Consider the following 20481-nt stretch of genomic DNA (forward strand, 5'->3'; position numbering starts at 1 on the left):
AACTGGTGACCGGCCGGGTCGGTGGCTGACGCCGCTAGCTGGCCGAGCGGTGGCTGCCCGGGAACGACTGATCGGTCTTCACCTGCGGCCACTCGTTGACGACCTGATCCAGGAAATCGTCCACGTCACCGGTGTCGTACCCGCGCTTGCCGATCGGCGGCTTGCGGAACTGGGCCTTCCGCACGTCGTCGGCGGTCATCGAGGCACCGGCCGGGTCGCGGAAGAAGCGCTCGAGTCGCTCGAGCAGGTCGTCGACGTCATCCTCGTCGTATCCACGCTTGCCCAAAGGCGGCTTGCGGAACGCGATGTAGTGGATCTCGCTTGGCGTCATGCCTCAATCATTCCCGTAAAGATTCCGATGCGCACGTCGAAACCGGCGAATCCTCAATGTAACGATTCGCTGTGTGAGCGAATGTGCGCTATACGTGCTCCGGGCCGTGCCCGGGCGCCCGTACCGGGATCCTCGGATGGAAGAATGCGGCCGTGACCGAACTGACGCATCTGCACACCGGAAAGGTGCGCGACCTCTACGGCGCGCCGGACGGATCGCTGGTGATGGTGGCCAGTGACCGGATCTCGGCCTACGACTTCATCCTCTCGACGCCGATCCCGGACAAGGGGGCCATCCTCACCGCGCTCTCGGTCTGGTGGTTCGAGCAACTGGCCGACCTGGCCCCGAATCACCTCATCAGCGTCGACTCCCCGCTGATCCCGCCGAAGTGGCGGGGACGGGCAATGCTCTGCCAATCACTGGAGATGGTGAAGGTCGAGTGCGTCGCCCGCGGTTATCTGACCGGGGGCGGCCTGACTGAGTACGAGGCCTCCGGTTCAGTCTGTGGTCTGCCCCTGGTGTCCGGTCTGGTTGACGGATCCCAGCTGCCGGAACCGATCTTCACGCCAACCTCGAAAGCCGCCGTCGGCGACCACGACGAGTCGATGACCTTTGACGAGGTCGGCGCGCTGATCGGCGCGGCCGCGGCCGAGGAGATTCGTGCGCTCACCCTGGCCGTTTACTCCCGTGCCGCCGCCATCGCGGCCCAGGCCGGGGTGATCCTGGCCGACACCAAGATCGAGCTCGGACGGGATGCGACCGGTCGCCTGGTGATCGCCGACGAGGTGCTGACACCGGATTCGTCGCGCTTCTGGCCGGCCGACGAGTGGAAGCCGGGTCAGCGGCAATCCTCCTACGACAAGCAGTTCGTGCGGGACTGGCTCACCTCGCCGGCCGCGAACTGGGACCGCCGCAGTGGGGCCGAACCACCGCCGCTGCCCGAGGAGATCGTGCTGGCCACCCGTGAGCGCTACCTGCAGGCCTATGAGCGCCTCACCGGGCTGCGCTTCGCCGACTGGTCCGCAGCGCACCAGTAATCGGCACCAGTAATCGGCGCTGGTACCAGTGCACCGGTAGCGGGCACCAGTAGCGGGCACAGTAGCGGTCAGTGCGCCGGTGTGGGGCGTAGCGCCTACAGCCGGCAGATAAGCTGAACCCACCCGCAGACCGAGGAGTAGCTAGTGCCCACCGTGATTGTCGACGTCGTTCTCAAGCCCGAGATCCTTGATCCGCAGGGGCAGGCGATCGTCGGTGCGCTGGGGCGTCTCGGCGTCAACGGCGTGGTCGCGGTGCGGCAGGGTAAGCACTTCGAGCTGGACGTGGAGGACCACGTCGACGACGAGACGATCGCCCACCTCAGCCAGACGCTGCTGGCCAACCCGGTGATCGAAGACTTCACCATCCGCCGCTGACCCTGGCCACTTCGAGTGGGCCGGCTCTCGGCGCGGCGCGGCGAAGTGTGTGGAGCAGGTAATCTGGGGGGGTGGCTCAGCGCGTAGGTGTTGTTACGTTTCCCGGCAGTCTCGACGATACCGACGCGTTACGCGCGATCCGGATAGCCGGTGGTGAGGCGATCCCGCTGTGGCACGCCGACCCGAGCCTGCACGATGTCGAAGCGGTGGTCCTGCCGGGGGGTTTCTCCTACGGCGACTACCTGCGTTGCGGAGCCATCGCCCGCTTCTCCCCGGTGATGGAGGCGATCATCGCCGGGGCCCGTGACGGTCTGCCGGTCCTCGGAATCTGCAATGGGTTCCAGGTTCTCTGCGAGTCCCACCTGCTTCCGGGGGCGCTGATTCGCAACGACAGCCGCAAGTTCGTCTGTCGCGACCAGCGACTGCGCATCGAGAACGCGACCAGCGCCTGGACCTCGCACTACGAGGCCGGGCAGGAGATCGTCGTCCCGCTGAAGAACGGCGAGGGTGGCTACGTGGCTGACCAGCACACCCTGGACGAGCTGGAGGGCAGCGGTCGGGTCATCGCGCGGTATCTGGAGGACAACCCGAACGGCAGTTACCGCGACATCGCCGGCATCACCAACGACGCCGGCAACGTCGTCGGGCTGATGCCGCACCCCGAGCACGCCGTCGAGGCGCTCACCGGCCCGACCACCGATGGACTCGGATTCTTCCTCTCGATGGTCGGCGTCAAATCCCCCAGCGAGAACGAGCAGGTTTCAGCATGAGTGAGGATCGTAGCGAGGTACGAGTGAGGACCGGAGCTCATGCGGCGATGAGCGCTTGCGCGAAGAGCGGAGTCTCAGCATGAGTTCGGCGAACATAGACACGGTCAAGCATGCGAAGAAGAACCCGAAGCATCCGCAGCCCTACGCCGAACTCGGTCTGAAGGACGACGAGTACGCGCGGATTCGCGAGATCCTCGGCCGCCGCCCGACCAGTTGCGAGCTGGCTATCTACTCGGTCATGTGGTCGGAGCACTGCAGCTACAAATCCTCCAAGGTGCACCTGCGCCAGTTCGGCGACAAGGCCCCGGAGACCGACGTGCTCCTGGTCGGCATGGGCGAGAACGCCGGGGTGGTCGACGTCGGTGACGGCTGGGCGGTGACCTTCAAGATCGAGTCGCACAACCACCCGAGTTACGTCGAGCCGCATCAGGGCGCGGCCACCGGCGTCGGCGGCATCGTGCGCGACATCCTCACCATGGGCGCCCGCCCGATCGCGGTGATGGACTCGCTGCGCTTCGGTCGCGCTGAGGCCACCGACACTGCGCGGGTGCTCCCCGGCGTGGTCAGCGGAGTCGGCAGCTACGGCAACTGCCTGGGCCTGCCGAACATCGGCGGCGAGGTCGTCTTCGACGACTCCTACATCGGCAACCCGCTGGTCAACGCGCTCTGCGTCGGTGTACTGCAGGCCAGCGGCATCAAGCTGGCCAAGGCCGACGGCGTCGGCAACAAAGTGGTCCTCTTCGGCGCCCGCACCGGCGGCGACGGGATCGGCGGCGCATCGGTGCTGGCCAGCGCCACCTTCGACACCGAGGGCGTGACCAAGCGCCCGTCCGTGCAGGTGGGCGACCCATTCGCCGAGAAGGTGCTCATCGAGTGCTGCCTGGAGATCTTCGCCGCTGACCTGGTCGTCGGTATCCAGGACCTCGGCGCCGCCGGGCTCTCCTGCGCCACCACCGAACTCGCCGCCGGTGGCACCGGCGGCATGGACGTCGACCTCGACCTGGCTCCCCTGCGTGACTACACACTGGCTCCGGAAGAGATTCTGATGAGCGAGTCGCAGGAGCGGATGATGGCCGTCGTCACGCCGGAGAAGCTGGACGCATTCCTCACCATCTGCGAGAAGTGGGATGTGCTGGCCACCGTCATTGGAACGGTCACCGACACCGGCCGGCTGCGGATGAAGTGGCACGGCGACCTCATCGTCGACATACCCCCGCGTACCGCCGCGCATGACGGGCCGGTCTACAGCCGCCCGATCGAGCGCCCCTACGACCAGGACATCCTCACCGAGCACCACGGCGACGATCTGCGCCGCCCGCGAAACGGCGACGAGCTGCGAGCCACTCTGGTCCGGATGGTCGCCTCGCCGAACCTGGCGGACAAGTCCTGGATCACCGACCAGTACGACCGCTACGTGCGGGGCAACACGGTGCTGGCCCAACCACAGGACTCCGGCATGGTGCGGCTGAGTGACGACACGCTGCGCGGAATCGCGCTCGCCACCGACGGCAACGGCCGCTACACCCGCCTCGACCCGTACGCCGGAGCACAGCTCGCGCTGTCGGAGGCCTACCGCAACGTCGCGACTACCGGTGCCCGTCCGTTGGCGGTGACCAACTGCCTGAACTTCGGTTCGCCGGAGGACCCGGCCGTCATGTGGCAGTTCAGCGAAGCGGTCCGCGGGCTCGCCGACGGCTGCCAGCAGTTGGGCATTCCGGTGACCGGCGGCAACGTCAGCTTCTACAACCAGACCGGTTCCACGGCCATCCTCCCGACGCCGGTCATCGGCGTGCTGGGGGTCATCGACGATGTCACGCGGCGCACCAAGGCCGAGTTCGACAGCGACGGTGCCCTCGTCTACCTGCTCGGCGATACCCGCGACGAGTTCGGCGGCTCGGAGTGGATGGCGGTCGTGCACGGCTTCCTCGGTGGAAAGCCGCCGGCGGTCGACCTGGAGCGGGAGCGGCTGCTGGCCGACATCCTGATCAACTCCTCGCGAGACGGCCTGATCGATTCGGCGCATGACCTCTCCGACGGCGGCCTGGCGCAGGCCCTGGTCGAGTCAGCCATCGCCAATGACTACGGCGTGCGGGTGGTGGTGCCCGACGGGCTCGACCCCTTCGTCTTCCTCTTCTCCGAGTCGGCCGGGCGGGCGATCGTCTCGGTCCCGCGCAGCGAGGAGATCCGGTTCACTGACATGTGCACCGCCCGCGGCCTGCCCGCGACCCGCATCGGTGTCATCGACGTGCTCTCCGGCGAACTCGAGGTGCAGGATCAGTTCACGGTCTCTCTGCGTGAGCTTCGCGACAGCTGGACCGGTACGCTCCCGGCTCTCTTCGAGTAGCCGGAACCGCCGTCTGTGAGTCCAACGTTAAACGTCGTGAGCGCTGAGTGAGTCGAAAGGACGGTCAGGCCCGGCCGGAATCGGCCTACGCCGCCACCGCCGACGCCTTCGTCGCCCAGTGGGAGCTGACCCTGCAGTGGCTTGAGCGGCTCGCGCCCGAGTCGTTCTCGGTCGCCTCGGTACTGCCGGAGTGGGACGTGCGGCAGCTCACCGCGCACCTCATACTGGTGCGACGCGGTCTCGTCGAGCGGCTCACCTCACGCAGCGACGAGGCACCGACACCGTTGCCCGCTTACCTGCGCCGTTACCAGGATGCGGCGGGGCATATCGGGGCGCGGACGGACGCGGTCGCCGACGACCGCACGCCGCAAGACCTGCTGACCGAGCTTCGTTCGGCTCCCGATCCCCGCCCGCAGCTCTCCGAGGTCGGTCCGGCTACCGTGCTGCGGGGCGGTCGCGGCCCAATCCGAGCCGACGATTGGCTGCTGACCCGGCTGATCGAGCTGGTCGTGCACAGTGACGATCTCTCCCAGTCGCTGCCCGGGCTGCCGCCCATCCAACTGCAGCGCAGTGCCCTGGCGACGGTCACCCGGACGCTGGCCGAGATGCTGGTGCGAGAGGCTCCCGGACGATCGGTGGAGGTGCGGGTGCCCCCGTTCGTCGCGGTGCAGGCCATCAGCGGACCGAGGCACACGCGCGGGACGCCACCTAATGTAGTCGAGATGTCACCCTTGGTATGGATGCGATTGGCCGCCGGCCGTATCGGCTGGGACGCGGTCGCCGCCTCTGGAGCGGTTCGGGCCAGCGGCTCGCGGGCGTCGCTGGCTGAGCACCTGCCGCTATTTACGTAATTAACTATAACTTACTTACAGTTACTAACTGATAAGCGTTCTTGTCAATTGGTGCGGATAAAAACTAGCACGTATCTAACCCCCGGCATCCCCCGGCTTTTGTCCAGATTTGATGGCATTCAGGGCACCGTGGGTGAGCGTTTTGCGCCGTCGTGTGCCCAATGTGAAGGCGTCGAATAAGCCGACTCGTCAACGATTGACAGGTTTGTCGCCGCGCCGTAGTTTACTGCCCAGTAGCCAGAATTGCGTGACATCGGTTACTAAGTACCGGCAGCAACTGAAAAATCGTGAACGGGGGTTCCATGTCCAGCACAGCGGAAACTTACTTCCAGGTAAGTGAGGCCGGACAGGCCATGCAACGCAGTTTGATCAGCGAGCATTTGAGTCACTGGGCCCAGGTGATGCCTGATCGAGAAGCCCTTACTTTCGTCGACTATTCGGTGGAGCGCGCAGGCGTCAACGAGACGCTGACCTATGCCGAGCTGGACCAGCGAGTGACCGCCGCCGCGGCGCGCCTACAGTCTGTAGCCAAGCAGGGCGAGAGAGTAACCATTCTCGCTCCGCAGGGCATGCAGTACCTCGTCTTCTTCCTCGGCGCACTCCGTGCCGGCATCGTCGCGGTGCCGCTCTTCTCGCCTGACCTGCCCGGCCACTCCGACCGTCTCGCGTCGATCTTCGGCGACTGCGCTCCGGTGGCTGCGCTCGCCAGCAACGTCAACCAGCAGGTCGTCGTCGACTTCCTCAGCGCCCAGCCGGCCGGTGGCGACATCCCGATCGTCAACATCGACGAACTCTCCCTGGAGCTGGGCGCCGATTTCACGCCGGTCCCACTACAGGCCACTGATCTGGCCTACCTGCAGTACACCTCCGGCTCGACGCGACTGCCGGCCGGTGTGCTCATCTCGCAGGGCAACGTCGTGGCCAACGCCAGCCAGGCCATCCTCGCCCTGCAGGGCGAGGGCGACCCGGTGAACCTCGTTAGCTGGTTGCCGCTCTTCCACGACATGGGCCTGGTCTTCGTGGTCGGTGGCTGCGTGGTCGGTGGACTGCACTCGATCTTCATGGACCCGATCGCCTTCCTGATCAAGCCGCTGCGCTGGCTGCGGGCGCTCTCCGCCTACCCGAACACCATCAGCCCGGCTCCGAACTTCGCCTTCGACTACTGCTCAGCCAAGGTCACCGAGGCCGAGAAGGAGACGCTCAGCCTGCAGAACGTGCGGGCCCTGGCCAACGGCGCGGAGCCCGTCCGTCCGGACACGCTGGCCAAGTTCAACGCCGCCTTCGCTGGCTGCGGCCTGCGCGACAACGTCATCCGCCCCTCCTACGGCCTGGCCGAGGCGACCGTCTACGTCGCCGGCAGCACCAAGCCGGAGCCGGCCACCGAGGCGGTCTTCGACTTCGGCAAGCTCTCGCAGGGCATCGCCACCACCGAGGTCTCCGACACGGAGAACACCGTGCGGATGGTCTCGGTCGGGGCTCCGTTCGACCAGGTCGCGGTCATCGCCAACCCGGATAGCGGTGAGCACCTGGAAGACGGGCTCATCGGCGAGATCTGGATCCACGGGCCGAACGTCAGCACCGGTTACTGGAACAAGCCCGAACTCAGCGCTGAGGTCTTCGGACAGACCCTCGTCAACCCGCGCACCGCGGTTCCGAGCGGGCCCTGGCTGCGTTCGGGTGACCTCGGTGTCATGGTCGAGGGCGAGCTGTACATCACCGGACGCATGAAGGATCTGATCATCGTCGCCGGGCGCAATCACTACCCGCAGGATCTCGAGGCCACCGTCGAGGGCGCCCACGAGACGATCGGTCGCCACCGCACCGCGGCCTTCTCGGTGCCGTCGAGTGACGGCGAGGGCGTCGTCGTCGTCGCCGAGATCTCACGGCACGCCAGTGCTGACGCCTGGGACTCCGAGACGGTGTCGCGGGCGATCCGCAAGTCGCTGTCGCAGCGGCACAGCGTCTCGGCGCTGGATGTCGTGCTGGTCGTCCCGAACGACGTTCCGCGTACCTCGAGTGGCAAGATCGCGCGGGCCGCCACGCGCCAGCGTTACCTCGACGGCCAGCTCGTTCTCGCCGGTTCCACGGAATGAGCTCGGACCTCACACCGGAACAGCTGCGGGGCTGGCTCGTCGACTGGGTGAACACCAACATCGCCTCCGTTGCCGAACTGGGCGGAGCCGATCCCGACCGCCCACTGGAGGAGCTCGGTCTCTCCTCCCGCGACGCGGTCTCGCTGGTCGGTGACCTGGAGGACCTACTAGACGAGAACATCTCGCCGACGCTGGCCTGGGAAGTTCCGACCATCAACAAGATCGTCAACACGCTGCTGGCCGACGATTCGGAGGCCCGCGCGGCCAACGCCGACGCCATGGCGGCCGCCGAGGCGCTCGCCGCCGAGGCCACCGGCGGCGCCGACAGTGACTCCGATGACGACGACCTCATCGCGGTCATCGGCGTCGGCTGCCGGCTCCCCGGCGGCGTCGACGGTCCGGACAGCTATTGGGACCTGCTGACGCACGGACGGGACGCGATCGCCACGGTGCCCGAGGGGCGCTGGGGCCAGTTCATCGAATCCACCCCGGCCAACGACGCGGTGCTGGCCCGTACCACCCGCTGGGGCGGATTCCTCGACGACGTAGCGGGATTCGACGCCGAGTTCTTCGGCATCTCCCCGCGCGAGGCCGAGGTCACCGACCCGCAGCAGCGACTGCTGCTCGAGGTCGCCTGGGAGGCGCTGGAGCACGCCGGTGTCAACCCGGACGAGCTGCGCGGCAGCGCCACCGGTGTCTTCGTCGGCATCAGTGTCAGCGAATACAGCCACCTCACCGCGCGGGACATCACCGCCATCGACGCCTGGACCTCGACCGGTTCGGCGCTGAGTATCGCCGCCAACCGGCTCTCCTACCTGCTCGACCTGCGCGGTCCGAGCATGGCCATCGACACCGCCTGCTCATCCTCGCTGGTCGCGCTGCACAACGCCTGCACCAGCCTGCGCACCCGAGAGAGCAACACCGCCATCGTCGGTGGCGTGAACCTGCTGCTGGCCCCGACGATCACGGCCAACTTCGACCTCGGTGGCGTGCTGGCCGCGGACGGTCGCTGCAAGTCCTTCGGCGCCGACGCCGACGGCATCGTCCGCGGTGAAGGCTGTGGTGCGGTCGTCATCAAGCGACTGGCCGACGCCCGCCGCGACGGCGACCGCGTGCTCGCGGTGATCCGCGGTTCGGCCGTCAACTCCGACGGGCGCAGCAACGGCCTGATGGCCCCGAACCCGCAGGCCCAGGAAGCGCTCCTGCGCACCGCCTACGCCCGCGCCGGGGTCAACCCGACCGAGGTCGACTACGTCGAGGCTCACGGCACCGGCACCCTGCTGGGCGACCCGATCGAGGCTGGGGCGTTGGGCACCGTGCTCGGCCGCGACCGCGACCCGTCGCGCCCACTGCTCATCGGTTCGGCCAAGTCGAACCTCGGGCATCTCGAAGCGGCCGCCGGAATCGCCGGGATTATCAAGGTGGTTCTCTCACTGGCCAACGGTCGGATCCCGGCCAGCCTGCACGCCGAGCAGACCAACCCGCACATCCGTTTCGAGCGCGATCGTCTCCAGGTGGCCAGCGCGGCCGCAGAGTGGCCGCGCTACTCCGGCCGGGCCGTGGCCGGCGTCTCCGGCTTCGGCTTCGGCGGCACGAACGCGCACGTTGTCTTCACCGAGGCGCTGGAACCGGCGCCGGCGAAGGCCGACGTCGCCGACAATGCCGTCATCGCGTTGAGCATCTCCGCCATCTCGACGCCTCGGCTCAGTGACACCGCCTCCCGGCTGGCGGAGTGGCTGGCCACCTCGGACGAGGCGCTGGTCGACGTCGCGGCCAGCTTGAACGACCACCGCGGGCACGGTGCCCAGCGGGCGGCCGTGGTCGGGCGCAGCCGCGACGAGCTCATCGCGGCACTGCGGGTCGTCGGCAGCGACGATGCCCGCGTCGTCACCGGCAGCGCCAGTGCCGGAACAAGGGGACCGGTCTGGGTCTTCTCCGGCTACGGCTCACAGTGGGCCGGCATGTCGGCCCGGTTGATCGCCGACGAGCCGGTCTTCGCGGCCGCGATGGAGGAGGTCTCCTTCCTCGTCGACACAGCGGCCGGGCTGGACGTCATGGCCGGCCTGCAGAGTGCCACGGCCTTCGAGACCGTGGCCCAGAACCAGGTTGCGATCTTCTGCGTGCAGATCGCCCTCGCCGCGCTCTGGCGCTCGCGCGGGGTGGAACCAGCAGCAATTATCGGCCATTCCATGGGTGAGGTGTCGGCGGCGGTCGTCTCCGGCGCGCTCTCGTTGGCCGACGGGGTGCGAGTGATGGCGGTGCGCTCGGCGCTGCTGTCCAGCATCGACTCGGCCGGTGCCGGTGCGATGGCGGTCGTCGACATGACGGCCGACGAGTTCTCCCGGTGGAGCACGGAATCCCCGGTTGAGCTCGCCGGAGTCACCATCGCCGTCTACGGCGCGCCGACCCAGTGCACCGTCGCCGGACCGCGAGACGCGGTGGCCGCCCTGGTGGCGCGCGTCGAGTCACTGGGGCGCGACGCCTGGCCGTTGAAGGTGGCCGGGGCCGGGCATTCGGCCGCGGTCGATCCGATCCTCGAGGACCTGGCCCAGAGTCTGGCCGGCATCGCGCCGCGACCGGCCACCGTGCCCGTCTACAGCTCGGTGCTACTCGATCCACGCGAGACGCCGACCTTCGACAACGCCTACTGGGTCGCCAATGCCCGGCAGGCGGTCCGCTTCACGCAGGCCGTCGCCGCCGCGGCGGCCGACGGCTTCACCACCTTCATCGAGGTCTCCCCGCATCCGGTCGCCTCGGCCGCCATCAGCAAGTCGCTGCAGGGAGCGAATGTCGAGGGCGTGATCGTCGGCAGCCTGCGCCGCGACAACGACGACGCGCTGGCCTTCGCCGCCAACGCCGCCAAGCTGCACGTGCACGGCCACCCGGTTCTGCTGCTTCCGGCCGGTGCGACCGGTCGCTTCGTCGACCTGCCGCGCACCGTCTGGCGCCACGAGCGGTTCTGGTTCACCCCGCCGGCCCGGGCCATCGCCCCGCTCGGTGATCCCTTCCTCGGCGCACACGTTGAACTGCCTGAAGGCGGTCGGCACCTGTGGAGCAACCAGCTCGGCGCGCAGGAACTAGCCGGAATCGTCGAGGTGAAGGCGTTCGCCGTCACCGTCGTGCCCGCCGCCTTCTTCCTGGAGGCGATCCTCAGCGCCGGCGCAGCCGGTCTGGACGTCCCCTCGAGCGAGGTCGTCGTCACCGATTTCGCCCTGGACGCGCCGCTGACCCGAAGCGAGCAGACCGAGATCACCACCTCGTTCAGCAGCGTCACCGGCGCCGTGGAGATCTTCAGCCGCGGCAGCAAGCACGCCGCGTGGGTGCTCAACGCCAGCGCCCGGGTGACCTCCTCCGTCACAGCACCGCCACCGGTGCCGGCCGACGCGACAAGCGCTGCCGTCGCGGCGGCGCAGAACCCCTCGCACAGTCCGGTCTTCAGCCCGCGCGCAGCGGTACTCGATGAACTGCTTCAGACGGCCTCCGCGGAGCAGGCGACGACCGCCGACGAGTCGGATGAATCGCCGGCGATTGTCACCACGATCGCCTCGCTACGGGTCGTCGGTGACATCGACGCCGGTGGGCGGGTGGTCACCGCGGAACTCGACGCAGACCGCTGCCTCTGGCTCCTAGACGACTCCGGAGAGATCACCGCCTTCGTCCGGGGCTGGCAGTCGCGCACCATCGACCGGCTCGATGTCGTGGTTCCGGCGTCGAGACTGCTCTACCGCACGTCGTTCGTGCCGACTCCACTCCCCGCTCAGCCTGCCTCCACCGCCGCGTCCAACTCCGCCATCTGGCTGCTGCTGGACGCCGAGTCCGCGCCCCTGCTCTCCGCCCAGGTGACCGATGGGCTGCGCGAGCTCGGTCATGATGTGCGCCGTGCTCCGGCCGGTGAGCTGAGCGCCACCCTGGCCGGTCTCCACGACGAGGGGAGTGAGGTCGGGTCGGTCATCCTCTTCGCCGCCCAGCCGTCGCCGGAGGAGATCTCGGCTCCGATGAGTTCGCTGCCGCGCGACGAGGGCTTCGTCCTCACCGTCGGGCAGGTGGCGGCGACGCTCACCGACCAGATCTCCACCAAGCGGACCCGCCTGTGGATCGCCACCTCCGGTGCCGCCGGCGTGGCCCCGGGTGAGGCCGGACGCCCCGGTCAGGCCGCGCTGCGCGCAGCGGTGCGAGTGCTGGCGCTGGAGCAGCCCGGTGCCCGGGCCACCCTGGTCGACGTCGATCCACTGGCCAACGGCGGCGACCTGCTGCGTGAGCTGCTGGCCGACCACGTCGACGATGAGGTCGTCTGGCGCGACGGAGAACGGTTCAGTTCCCGTCTCGAGGCGGCGGCGGCGCGTCCGGTCGGTGCGACGCCGGTCCGCGCCGGGGCCTACGTGCTCAGTGGCGGAACGGGCGGCATCGGCCTGGTCTTCGCCCGCTGGCTGTCGGACAACGGAGCGAGCCGTATCGTGCTCACCTCCCGGCGGACACCGAGCCCGGAAGCCCTCGATGAGCTGAATGCGTGGCCGGCCGAGATCGTCTTCGTGCCGGGCGACATCACCGACCCCGAGGTGGCGGTGGCCGCCGTGGCGGCGGCGACCTCCGACGGCACCCCGCTACGCGGCGTGGCCCACTTGGCGGCGGCCCGTCTCAACGATCAGCTCTACGGTGACCTCACCGTCGAGGCACTGGGCTCGATCTGGCAGACGAAGATCATCGGAGCCTGGAACCTGCACGCGGCGGCGATCGGGCACCAGCTCGACTGGTTCATCTCCTTCTCGTCGATGGCGGCCGTGGTGGGTTCCCCGGGACAGGTCAGTTACGCCACCGCCAACGCGTGGCTGGACGCCTTCTCGGCCTGGCAGAACGCGCACGGCGTCCCCGGCTACTCGATCAACTGGGGCGCCTGGCTGAAGGTGGGCGGGGCGGCGGCGATCAAGAACGTCCTCCTCGACCCGATCACCCCGACCGAGGCGCTGCAGGCCCTGGACGTCGTCCTCTCCAGCGGTCAGACCCGGGCCACCATCGCCCTGCTCGATCCGCCGCGGGCGATCTCGCTCCTGCCCGGGTTGCTGGATATGCCGTTCTTCTCGACCCTGTTGCGTGATGTGGATGCGCAGAGTGAGGTGGAGAGCGAGTGGCAGGGTGCGGCGGCGATCCGCGATGCCGACCCCACGGTCGCGGCCACCATGCTCACCGCGCGACTGCGGGAACGGGTGGCGGCGGTGATGGGCTCCCAGCCGGAGAACCTCGACGTCAACACTCCGCTCATCGACATGGGCTTCGATTCCCTGATGGCGACCCGGGCCAAGAACGCGGTCGAACATGATCTCGGTCTGACGCTGCCGATCCGCCTGGTCCTACAGGGCGCGACGCTGCTCGAATTGGCGGTGCACATCGGCAACGAGCTCGGCGTGGACATGTCCGCGGTCACCGACGGCGGGCAGTCGTTCGTCTCGGCCAACGCCTCGATGCCGGGTAACAACAACCCGCTGCAGCTGCGGCCGGACGGCGCGACCACCGCCTACATGCCGCCGCGTGACCCGACCGAGCGCTTCCTCGTGCTGGTCTGGCAGGACGTACTGCAGCGCAGGCCGGTCGGTGTGAACGAGAACTTCTACGACCTCGGCGGAACGGCCGAATCGGCGCTCGAAGTGGCCCAGCTGATCACCGAACGGCTCGGGACTGCGCCCTCGGCCGAGGCACTCTTCGCCGGACCGACCATCGCCGAGATGTCCGACTTGATTCGTGAGCAGCTGGAGGGGAATGGCGGCTCGCCGGTGCGGGTGCTGCGCGGCACCGGCTCGCGGACGCCGGTGTTCATGTTCCACCCGGCCGGCGGACCGACCAGCGTCTACCAGCCGCTGGTGTCGATGCTCGACCCCGAGCAGCCCGTCTACGGGTTCGAGCGGATCGACGACGCGGACACCATCGAGGCCAAGGTGGCTCGCTACATCCCGTTGATTCGTGAGATCCAACCGCACGGGCCGTACCGTCTGATGGGCTGGTCGTTCGGCGGCGTGCTCGCCGGCGAGACCGCGCACCAGCTCGTCGAGGCCGGCGAGGAGGTCGATGTGCTGGCGCGCATCGACACGATCATCCCGCTCGTCGACCCGGATCAGGAGCTGCATGAGCTACTTGTCGGGCGCTACCAGCGCTTCGCCGAGTACATCCTGGAGACCTATGACAAGGTGCTCGAGATCCCCTACGACGACCTGCCGAACATGACCGAGCAGGAGCACATCGCGATCTTCCGCGACGCGCTCACCAGCGTCGGCGTGGGGATGCCGCCGGGCGTTCTGGAGCACCAGTACACCTCCTACGTCGACGCGCGCATCGCCGAGCGTTACCAGCCGAAGCTCTTCCACGGACGGATGATTCTCTACCGCGCCTCCCTGCACGAGGCGATCGCCGCGACGATCGACCCGCGCTACCGACGCACCGACGAGAAGCTCGGCTGGGACGAATACAGCACGAACATCGAGGTGATCCGGGTGCCCGGTGACCACATCTCGATGATCGACCGGCCGAACGTCGACGCCATCGCCGCCCACTTCGACGGCGTCCTCGCAGATCTCGCTGCGCGGGTGCTGTGAGCGCCGAATTCGTCTCCGACGATGGCTCGTCCGCTTCGGCGGACGGGACGCCCGGCCTGAGCACCACCGCGCTCAAGCTGGCGCACTTCGACAAGCTCGAGGCGCAGACCCGCAACGTCGGCTCGGCCCGGGCGGTGGAGCGTCAGCACGCCAAGGGGAAACTCACCGCGCGCGAGCGGATCGATCTGCTGGTCGACCCGGGCTCCTTCGTCGAGTTCGACGCGATGGCCCGCCATCAGTCGACCGACTTCGGGATGGAGGCCAACCGGCCACTCGGCGACGGTGTGGTCACCGGCCAGGGGACCGTCGACGGTCGAACGATCTGCTTGTTTTCTCAAGACTTCACCGTCTTCGGCGGCAGCCTCGGGCAGACGTACGGTGAGAAGATCGTCAAGATCATGGACCTGGCGGCGAAGATCGGCTGCCCGATCGTCGGCATCAACGACTCCGGCGGCGCGCGCATCCAAGAGGGTGTCTCGGCACTGGCCTACTACGCCCAGATCGGCCGTCGCAACGCTCGCCTCTCCGGCGTCATCCCGCAGATCTCCATGATTCTCGGGCCATGCGCCGGCGGCGCGGTCTACTCCCCGGCGATGACCGACTTCACCGTCATGACGGCCGAGACGTCGCAGATGTTCGTCACCGGTCCGGACGTCGTCTACGCCGTGACCGGCGAACGTACGACCTTTGCCGACCTCGGCGGCGCCGACATGCACGCCGAAGTCAGTGGCAACACCCACTACGTCGCCGCCGACGAGGAGGACGCCTTCGAGTGGGTTCGGGCGCTGCTGGCCTTCCTGCCCAGCAACAACCTGGACGACTCGATGAATGTCGACGAGACGGCTGACCTCGACCTCACCGCTCAGGACCACGCCCTGGACGTGCTCGTCCCGGACGCGGCGAACGCCAGCTACGACATGCTCGAGGTCTTCGCCGCCGTCGCCGACGATGGTGATTACCTCGAGATTTCCCCACGATTCGCACCGCAGATGCTCTGTGCCTTCGCCCGCGTCGAGGGTCGCACGGTCGGCATGGTCGGGAATCAACCCCGGTACATGGCCGGCACCATCGACATCAACGCCTCGGAGAAGGCGGCGCGTTTCATCCGGTTCTGCGACGCCTTCAACCTGCCGATCCTCACCTTCGTCGACGTCCCGGGTTACATGCCCGGCCTGGAGCAGGAGCGCAACGGCATCATCCGCCGCGGTGCGAAGTTGCTCTACGCCTACAGCGAGGCGACCGTGCCGATGGTGACGGTGGTGGTGCGCAAGGCCTACGGCGGAGGCTACGCGACGATGGGGTCCAAGCACCTCGGGGCCGACCTCAACTTCGCCTGGCCGACCGCCGAGATCGCAGTGATGGGCGGTGAGGGCGCGGTGAGCGTGCTCTACCGGGCTGAGCTGGCCCGGGCTGAGGCCGACGGCACCCTGAAGGAGGTCCGGGCCAAGCTGATCGCGGAGTACCGCGATACATTGGCCACGCCCTACATCGCGGCCGAGCGAGGCTTCGTCGACGCCGTGATCCGTCCCTCGTCGACCCGTGGCTATGTGACCCGCGCACTGCGCACGCTGCGAACCAAGGTCGATCACCTTCCCGCGAAGAAGCATGGAAATATCCCTCTTTGATCAGGTGATCGACGCCCACGGTCCAGGCCCGGGCCGGGCTGACCTCTGGTGGGCTTCGCTGGCCGACCTCCAGCCGGCGCACGGGACGCTCCTCGACCCGGTCGAACGGGAGAGGGCCGACCGCTACCTTCGCGACGCCGACCGCCGGCGGTTCATCCTCGGGGTGGCGATGACTCGCAGCGTTCTCGCCGGCATCCTGCGCGTGCCGGCGGCCGAGGTGCCGCTGGATCGTGAGTGCGCCGACTGTGGACGTCCGCACGGGCGGCCGCGGCTGGACTACGAGCGGCTGGACGAGCGGCTGGACCAGCATCGGCTGGACCATGAGCGGATAGACGCCGACCCCGATCCGGCCCAGCGACTGGACTTCTCGCTCTCCCATTCCGGTGAGTGGATCGCGCTGCTGATCGGCCGCGGGATGCGCGTCGGGATCGACGTCGAGGAGCTCACCGACGCCCCGGACCTGCCGTCGGTGGCTCAGAACGTCCTCACCCGCGGTGAGTTGGCCGACGTCCGCAGCGGCCCGGACGGGCCCGCCGACGAGTTCGACGTCCGCCGCTTCTTCAACTACTGGGTCGCCAAGGAGTCGGTGCTGAAGGCGACCGGCGACGGGTTGGGGCAGCCGATGAAGGCGGTGGCCGTGATGCCGCTGTCGCAGAGCTGGGGCCGCGTTGAACTCGGCTTCCGGCCGCAGGCGCAGGCCACCGTGCAGCGGCTGGACGCGCCGCCGGGCTACGTAGCCGCCGCCACCACGCTCACCGCGGAGCTCGTCCCGATCCGGAGCCGCGCCGGATTCGCGACGCGAATCACCGGCGCGTAGCCACCGTTCGGGTTACCGGCATCCGAATACGTCCGTACACTCGGTCACGTGGCTCGCGGCGACGGACGACTCTCACATGACCTCATGCCCGGCGAGAAGGGCCCGCAAGACGCTTGCGGAGTCTTCGGTGTCTGGGCCACCGGCGAGGAAGTGGCGAAACTCGCCTTCTTCGCCCTCTACGCCCTGCAGCACCGGGGCCAGGAGGCGGCCGGCATCGCGGTCAGCGACGGCTCCTCGCTACTCGTCTACAAGGATCTGGGCCTGGTATCGCAGGTCTTCGACGAGGCGACCCTCAATACCCTGCAGGGGCACATCGCCGTCGGGCACACCCGCTACTCGACCACCGGCTCCACCACCTGGGAGAACGCTCAGCCCAGTTTCCGCACCACCCCGACAGGCAGCGGGCTCGCGCTGGGGCACAACGGCAACCTGGTCAACACGATGGAGCTGGCGGCCGAGGCGAAGGCGGCCGGTCTCGGCGACCTGACCCGTTACGGGGCGACCACCGACTCCGACCTGCTGACCGCTCTGCTCGCCTCCCGCCCGGACGTCTCGGTCGAGCAGGCGGCGATGGACGTCCTGCCGAAGCTGCGCGGCGCCTTCTCGCTGGTCTTCATGGACGAGCACACCCTCTACGCCGCGCGCGATCCGCAGGGTGTCCGCCCGCTCGTGCTCGGCCGGTTGGAGCGGGGCTGGGTGGTCACCAGCGAGACCGCGGCCCTGGACATCGTCGGAGCCTCCTTCGTGCGCGAGATCGAACCCGGTGAGCTCATCACCATCGACGAGGACGGTCTGCGCTCGCAGCGCTTCGCCAACCCCGACCCGAAGGGCTGTCTCTTCGAGTACGTGTATCTGGCCCGCCCGGACACCACCATCTCCGGCCGCGGTGTGCACTCGACGCGCGTGGAGATCGGCCGGCGGCTGGCTCGTGAGCACCCGGTCGAGGCCGATCTGGTCATGCCCACTCCGGAGTCCGGCACCCCTGCCGCCATCGGCTACGCGCAGGAGTCCGGCATCCCCTACGGCACCGGCCTGGTCAAGAACGCCTACGTGGGACGCACCTTCATCCAGCCGTCGCAGACCATTCGCCAGCTCGGTATCCGGCTGAAGCTCAACCCGCTGCGCGACGTCGTGCGGGGCAAGCGGCTGATCGTGGTCGACGACTCGATCGTGCGCGGCAACACCCAGCGCGCTCTGGTGCGGATGCTGCGGGAAGCCGGTGCCCTCGAGGTGCACGTACGGATCTCCTCGCCGCCGGTGAAGTGGCCCTGCTTCTACGGCATCGACTTCGCGTCCAAGGCCGAGCTGGTGGCCAATGGCCTGGACGTCGAAGGCATCCGCCAGTCGATCGGCGCCGACTCGCTCGGCTACGTCTCCCTCGGTGCGTTGATCAGCTCCAGCGAGCAGCCCAAGACGCGGCTCTGCCACGCCTGCTTCACCGGCGAGTACCCGATCCCGCTCTCGGACATGGTCGGCAAGCACGTCCTGGAAGGCATCGAGCGCAACGTCAACCTCTCGATCACCGACGTCAGTGCGGCCGCCGCCGAGGCCGCCACAGCTGAGGAGGTGGCGGCGGCCGCCGCCGGTGCCTTCGTGACCGCCGACGAACTGACCGCCGACGAACTGACCGCCGACGAACTGAACCAAGAGAGCGTGCCCCTTCCGTGACCTCCACCCCACCTGCTCCAACTGCTTCGCCCACTGCCTCCTACGCCGCCGCCGGCGTTGACATCGAGGCCGGCGATCGAGCGGTCGAACTGATGAAGTCACAGGTGGCCCGGACCAATCGCCCTGAGGTGATCGGTGGTCTCGGCGGCTTCGCCGGTCTCTTCTCGTTGGACCTGCAGAAGTACCCGCAGCCGATCATGGCGAGCTCGACCGATGGCGTCGGCACCAAGATCGCGATCGCCCAGGAGCTGGGTAAGCACGACACCATCGGCATCGACCTGGTGGCGATGGTCGTCGACGATCTGGTCGTCGTCGGGGCCGAGCCGCTCTTCCTGAGCGATTACATCGCCACCGGCAAGGTTGTGCCGGAGCGCATCGCGGCCATCGTCAGCGGGATCGCCGAGGGGTGCGTGCAGGCCGGCTGTGCGCTGATCGGTGGCGAGACCGCTGAGCACCCAGGCGTGATGCGCCCGGACGAGTACGACATCTCGGGGACCGGTGTGGGCGTCGTCAACGCCGACGCCGTTCTCGGCTCGGAGCGGGTTACGACCGGCGACGTCCTCATCGGGATGGGGTCCAGTGGTGTGCACTCCAATGGCTACTCACTGGTGCGCCACGTCATCGCCGCCGCTGGCCTACAGCTCGACGCCAAGTACGACGAGCTGGACGGGGCAAGTCTCGGCGACGAACTGCTCACCCCGACGCGCATCTACGCCAAGAATTGCCTAGCCCTGGCCGCCGGGGCTGGGGCGCACGCCTTCTCGCACATCACCGGCGGAGGGCTGGCCGGCAATCTGGTGCGCGTCCTGCCACCACACCTCGACGCCGTGGTCGATCGATCCACCTGGAGTCCGCAGCCGATCTTCACCTTGCTGGCCACGGCCGGATCGATCCCGCGCGAGCAACTAGAGCTGACCTTCAACCTGGGCGTGGGCATGATCGCCGTGGTTGCGGCCGGGCAGGAGAGGACGGCACTGGCCCTGTTGGCCGAGCGCGGCGTGCCGGCCTGGCGGCTCGGCGAGGTCGTCGAAGGTACCGGTGTGGTGCGGATGACCGGTGACTACTCGGGCCCGGCAGCTAGCTGGCGCTGAGCAGGCGGCTGGATCAGCGGGTCGCGCTGGCCCAGCCCTCTTCGTCTTCGTCGTCATCCCACGACGTGGGCGTGGACTCACGCTCAGGTGCAGAGGGCGTCGATCCCAACTCGCGACGCAGTGCGTCGAGATCAGTGAATTGGGAAGTGTTGTACTTCAGATCGCGCGCCACTTTTTGCTGCTTGGCTTTTGCACGGCCGCGCCCCATGGCTCGACCCCCTCGCTCACACGGTCAGCCGGGCTGCGATGGCACCTTGCTCTCACTTGGTTGCGAGTATCTAGCTAACCAGAGTGTGGGCGGTGCATACCTGCGCCGGGAATGTTGTCATCGTCGTGGACGTAGCGTACTCCGTCCGGCTGGAAAGGCGCACATCGGAGGGCGTTCACCGGCCCGTGAGTCGTGGAGACCACAGTCGAGGAGTGGCTTGGGTCCGGATGGTCCGCTTGCGGTGGGGTTTGAGCGATGAGAACGACAAATACCAGTGTGTCCGTATATGTAGCGATATACCTGGCGGAACGGTAGCGTGTTGCAGGTAGTACGCATGGCAAAAAGTGGACACGTGGGACTTTTCCCATGGTTGAAATGCCCGATCTTCGGGATACTGGTCCATGACACAGAACAGGACCTGTGTCATCGGTTGCTCAGAAAGGGGTCGACAGGATGACAAATCCCCGTCACCGTACCGACAACGAACAACTCCTCACGCCGTCCGAAGTGGCCACGCTCTTTCGGGTTGACCCTAAGACCGTGACGCGCTGGGCCAAGGCCGGCAAGCTGACCTCGATTCGCACCCTCGGCGGGCACCGCCGCTACCGCGAGTCCGAGGTCCGCTCGTTGCTCGAGGGGAACACCAACCACACCCTCGGCTAGTTCCGGGGCTGCTTCACCTCCGGGCTT

At 67.9% G+C, this 20481-nt stretch carries 14 protein-coding genes; 12 read left to right on the plus strand and 2 right to left on the minus strand.

Annotated elements, in window-relative coordinates:
* Positions 1-34: 34 nt before the first annotated feature.
* The gene (locus CPH63_RS23480) at positions 35-331 is read right to left on the minus strand and encodes a DivIVA domain-containing protein (protein WP_096301936.1); all 297 of its coding nucleotides are present in this window, start codon (positions 329-331) and stop codon (positions 35-37) included.
* Between the two features lie 152 nt (positions 332-483).
* Here CPH63_RS23480 and CPH63_RS05575 point away from each other — a divergent pair, with 152 nt between their 5' ends.
* From CPH63_RS05575 to purM, 11 genes are all read left to right on the plus strand, one after another.
* Positions 484-1368 carry a phosphoribosylaminoimidazolesuccinocarboxamide synthase gene (locus CPH63_RS05575; protein ID WP_197704588.1) on the plus strand — a complete coding sequence of 295 codons (885 nt, stop codon included), beginning with the start codon at positions 484-486 and terminating at the stop codon, positions 1366-1368.
* A gap of 144 nt (positions 1369-1512) precedes the next feature.
* A complete protein-coding gene (gene purS / locus CPH63_RS05580) occupies positions 1513-1743 on the plus strand; it encodes a phosphoribosylformylglycinamidine synthase subunit PurS (RefSeq protein ID WP_096301937.1) in 231 nt (76 codons plus the stop codon).
* A gap of 71 nt (positions 1744-1814) precedes the next feature.
* Positions 1815-2513 carry a phosphoribosylformylglycinamidine synthase subunit PurQ gene (gene purQ / locus CPH63_RS05585; protein ID WP_096301938.1) on the plus strand — a complete coding sequence of 233 codons (699 nt, stop codon included), beginning with the start codon at positions 1815-1817 and terminating at the stop codon, positions 2511-2513.
* 79 nt (positions 2514-2592) lie between these two features.
* The gene (gene purL, locus CPH63_RS05590; RefSeq protein ID WP_096301939.1) at positions 2593-4857 is read left to right on the plus strand and encodes a phosphoribosylformylglycinamidine synthase subunit PurL; all 2265 of its coding nucleotides are present in this window, start codon (positions 2593-2595) and stop codon (positions 4855-4857) included.
* A 47-nt stretch (positions 4858-4904) separates the two neighbouring features.
* Positions 4905-5708: a sterol carrier family protein gene (locus CPH63_RS05595; protein ID WP_096301940.1), complete on the plus strand. Its 804-nt coding sequence runs from the start codon at positions 4905-4907 to the stop codon at positions 5706-5708.
* Between the two features lie 353 nt (positions 5709-6061).
* The gene (locus tag CPH63_RS05600; RefSeq protein ID WP_096304969.1) at positions 6062-7801 is read left to right on the plus strand and encodes a fatty acyl-AMP ligase; all 1740 of its coding nucleotides are present in this window, start codon (positions 6062-6064) and stop codon (positions 7799-7801) included.
* Positions 7798-14382 carry a type I polyketide synthase gene (locus CPH63_RS05605; protein ID WP_096301941.1) on the plus strand — a complete coding sequence of 2195 codons (6585 nt, stop codon included), beginning with the start codon at positions 7798-7800 and terminating at the stop codon, positions 14380-14382. The genes CPH63_RS05600 and CPH63_RS05605 overlap by 4 nt, the downstream gene beginning before the upstream one ends.
* A gap of 56 nt (positions 14383-14438) precedes the next feature.
* Entirely contained in the window at positions 14439-16007 is a 1569-nt protein-coding gene (locus CPH63_RS05610; RefSeq protein ID WP_096304970.1) for an acyl-CoA carboxylase subunit beta, read from the plus strand.
* Positions 15988-16824: a 4'-phosphopantetheinyl transferase superfamily protein gene (locus tag CPH63_RS05615; RefSeq protein WP_096301942.1), complete on the plus strand. Its 837-nt coding sequence runs from the start codon at positions 15988-15990 to the stop codon at positions 16822-16824. The genes CPH63_RS05610 and CPH63_RS05615 overlap by 20 nt, the downstream gene beginning before the upstream one ends.
* A gap of 48 nt (positions 16825-16872) precedes the next feature.
* Entirely contained in the window at positions 16873-18492 is a 1620-nt protein-coding gene (purF, locus tag CPH63_RS05620; RefSeq protein WP_096301943.1) for an amidophosphoribosyltransferase, read from the plus strand.
* Positions 18489-19583, plus strand: coding sequence for a phosphoribosylformylglycinamidine cyclo-ligase (gene purM, locus CPH63_RS05625; RefSeq protein ID WP_096301944.1), 1095 nt, complete (start codon positions 18489-18491; stop codon positions 19581-19583). Before purF ends, purM begins: the two co-directional genes overlap by 4 nt.
* Positions 19584-19596: 13 nt before the next feature.
* Here the strand turns inward: purM and CPH63_RS05630 are convergent, their stop codons facing one another.
* A complete protein-coding gene (locus tag CPH63_RS05630; RefSeq protein WP_096301945.1) occupies positions 19597-19791 on the minus strand; it encodes a DUF3073 domain-containing protein in 195 nt (64 codons plus the stop codon).
* 453 nt (positions 19792-20244) lie between these two features.
* Between CPH63_RS05630 and CPH63_RS05635 the strand changes: the two genes are divergently transcribed.
* Positions 20245-20454 carry a BldC family transcriptional regulator gene (locus CPH63_RS05635; RefSeq protein ID WP_091351923.1) on the plus strand — a complete coding sequence of 70 codons (210 nt, stop codon included), beginning with the start codon at positions 20245-20247 and terminating at the stop codon, positions 20452-20454.
* Positions 20455-20481 lie beyond the last annotated feature (27 nt).

This window comes from Jatrophihabitans sp. GAS493 (assembly GCF_900230215.1).
GTDB lineage: Bacteria > Actinomycetota > Actinomycetes > Mycobacteriales > Jatrophihabitantaceae > MT45.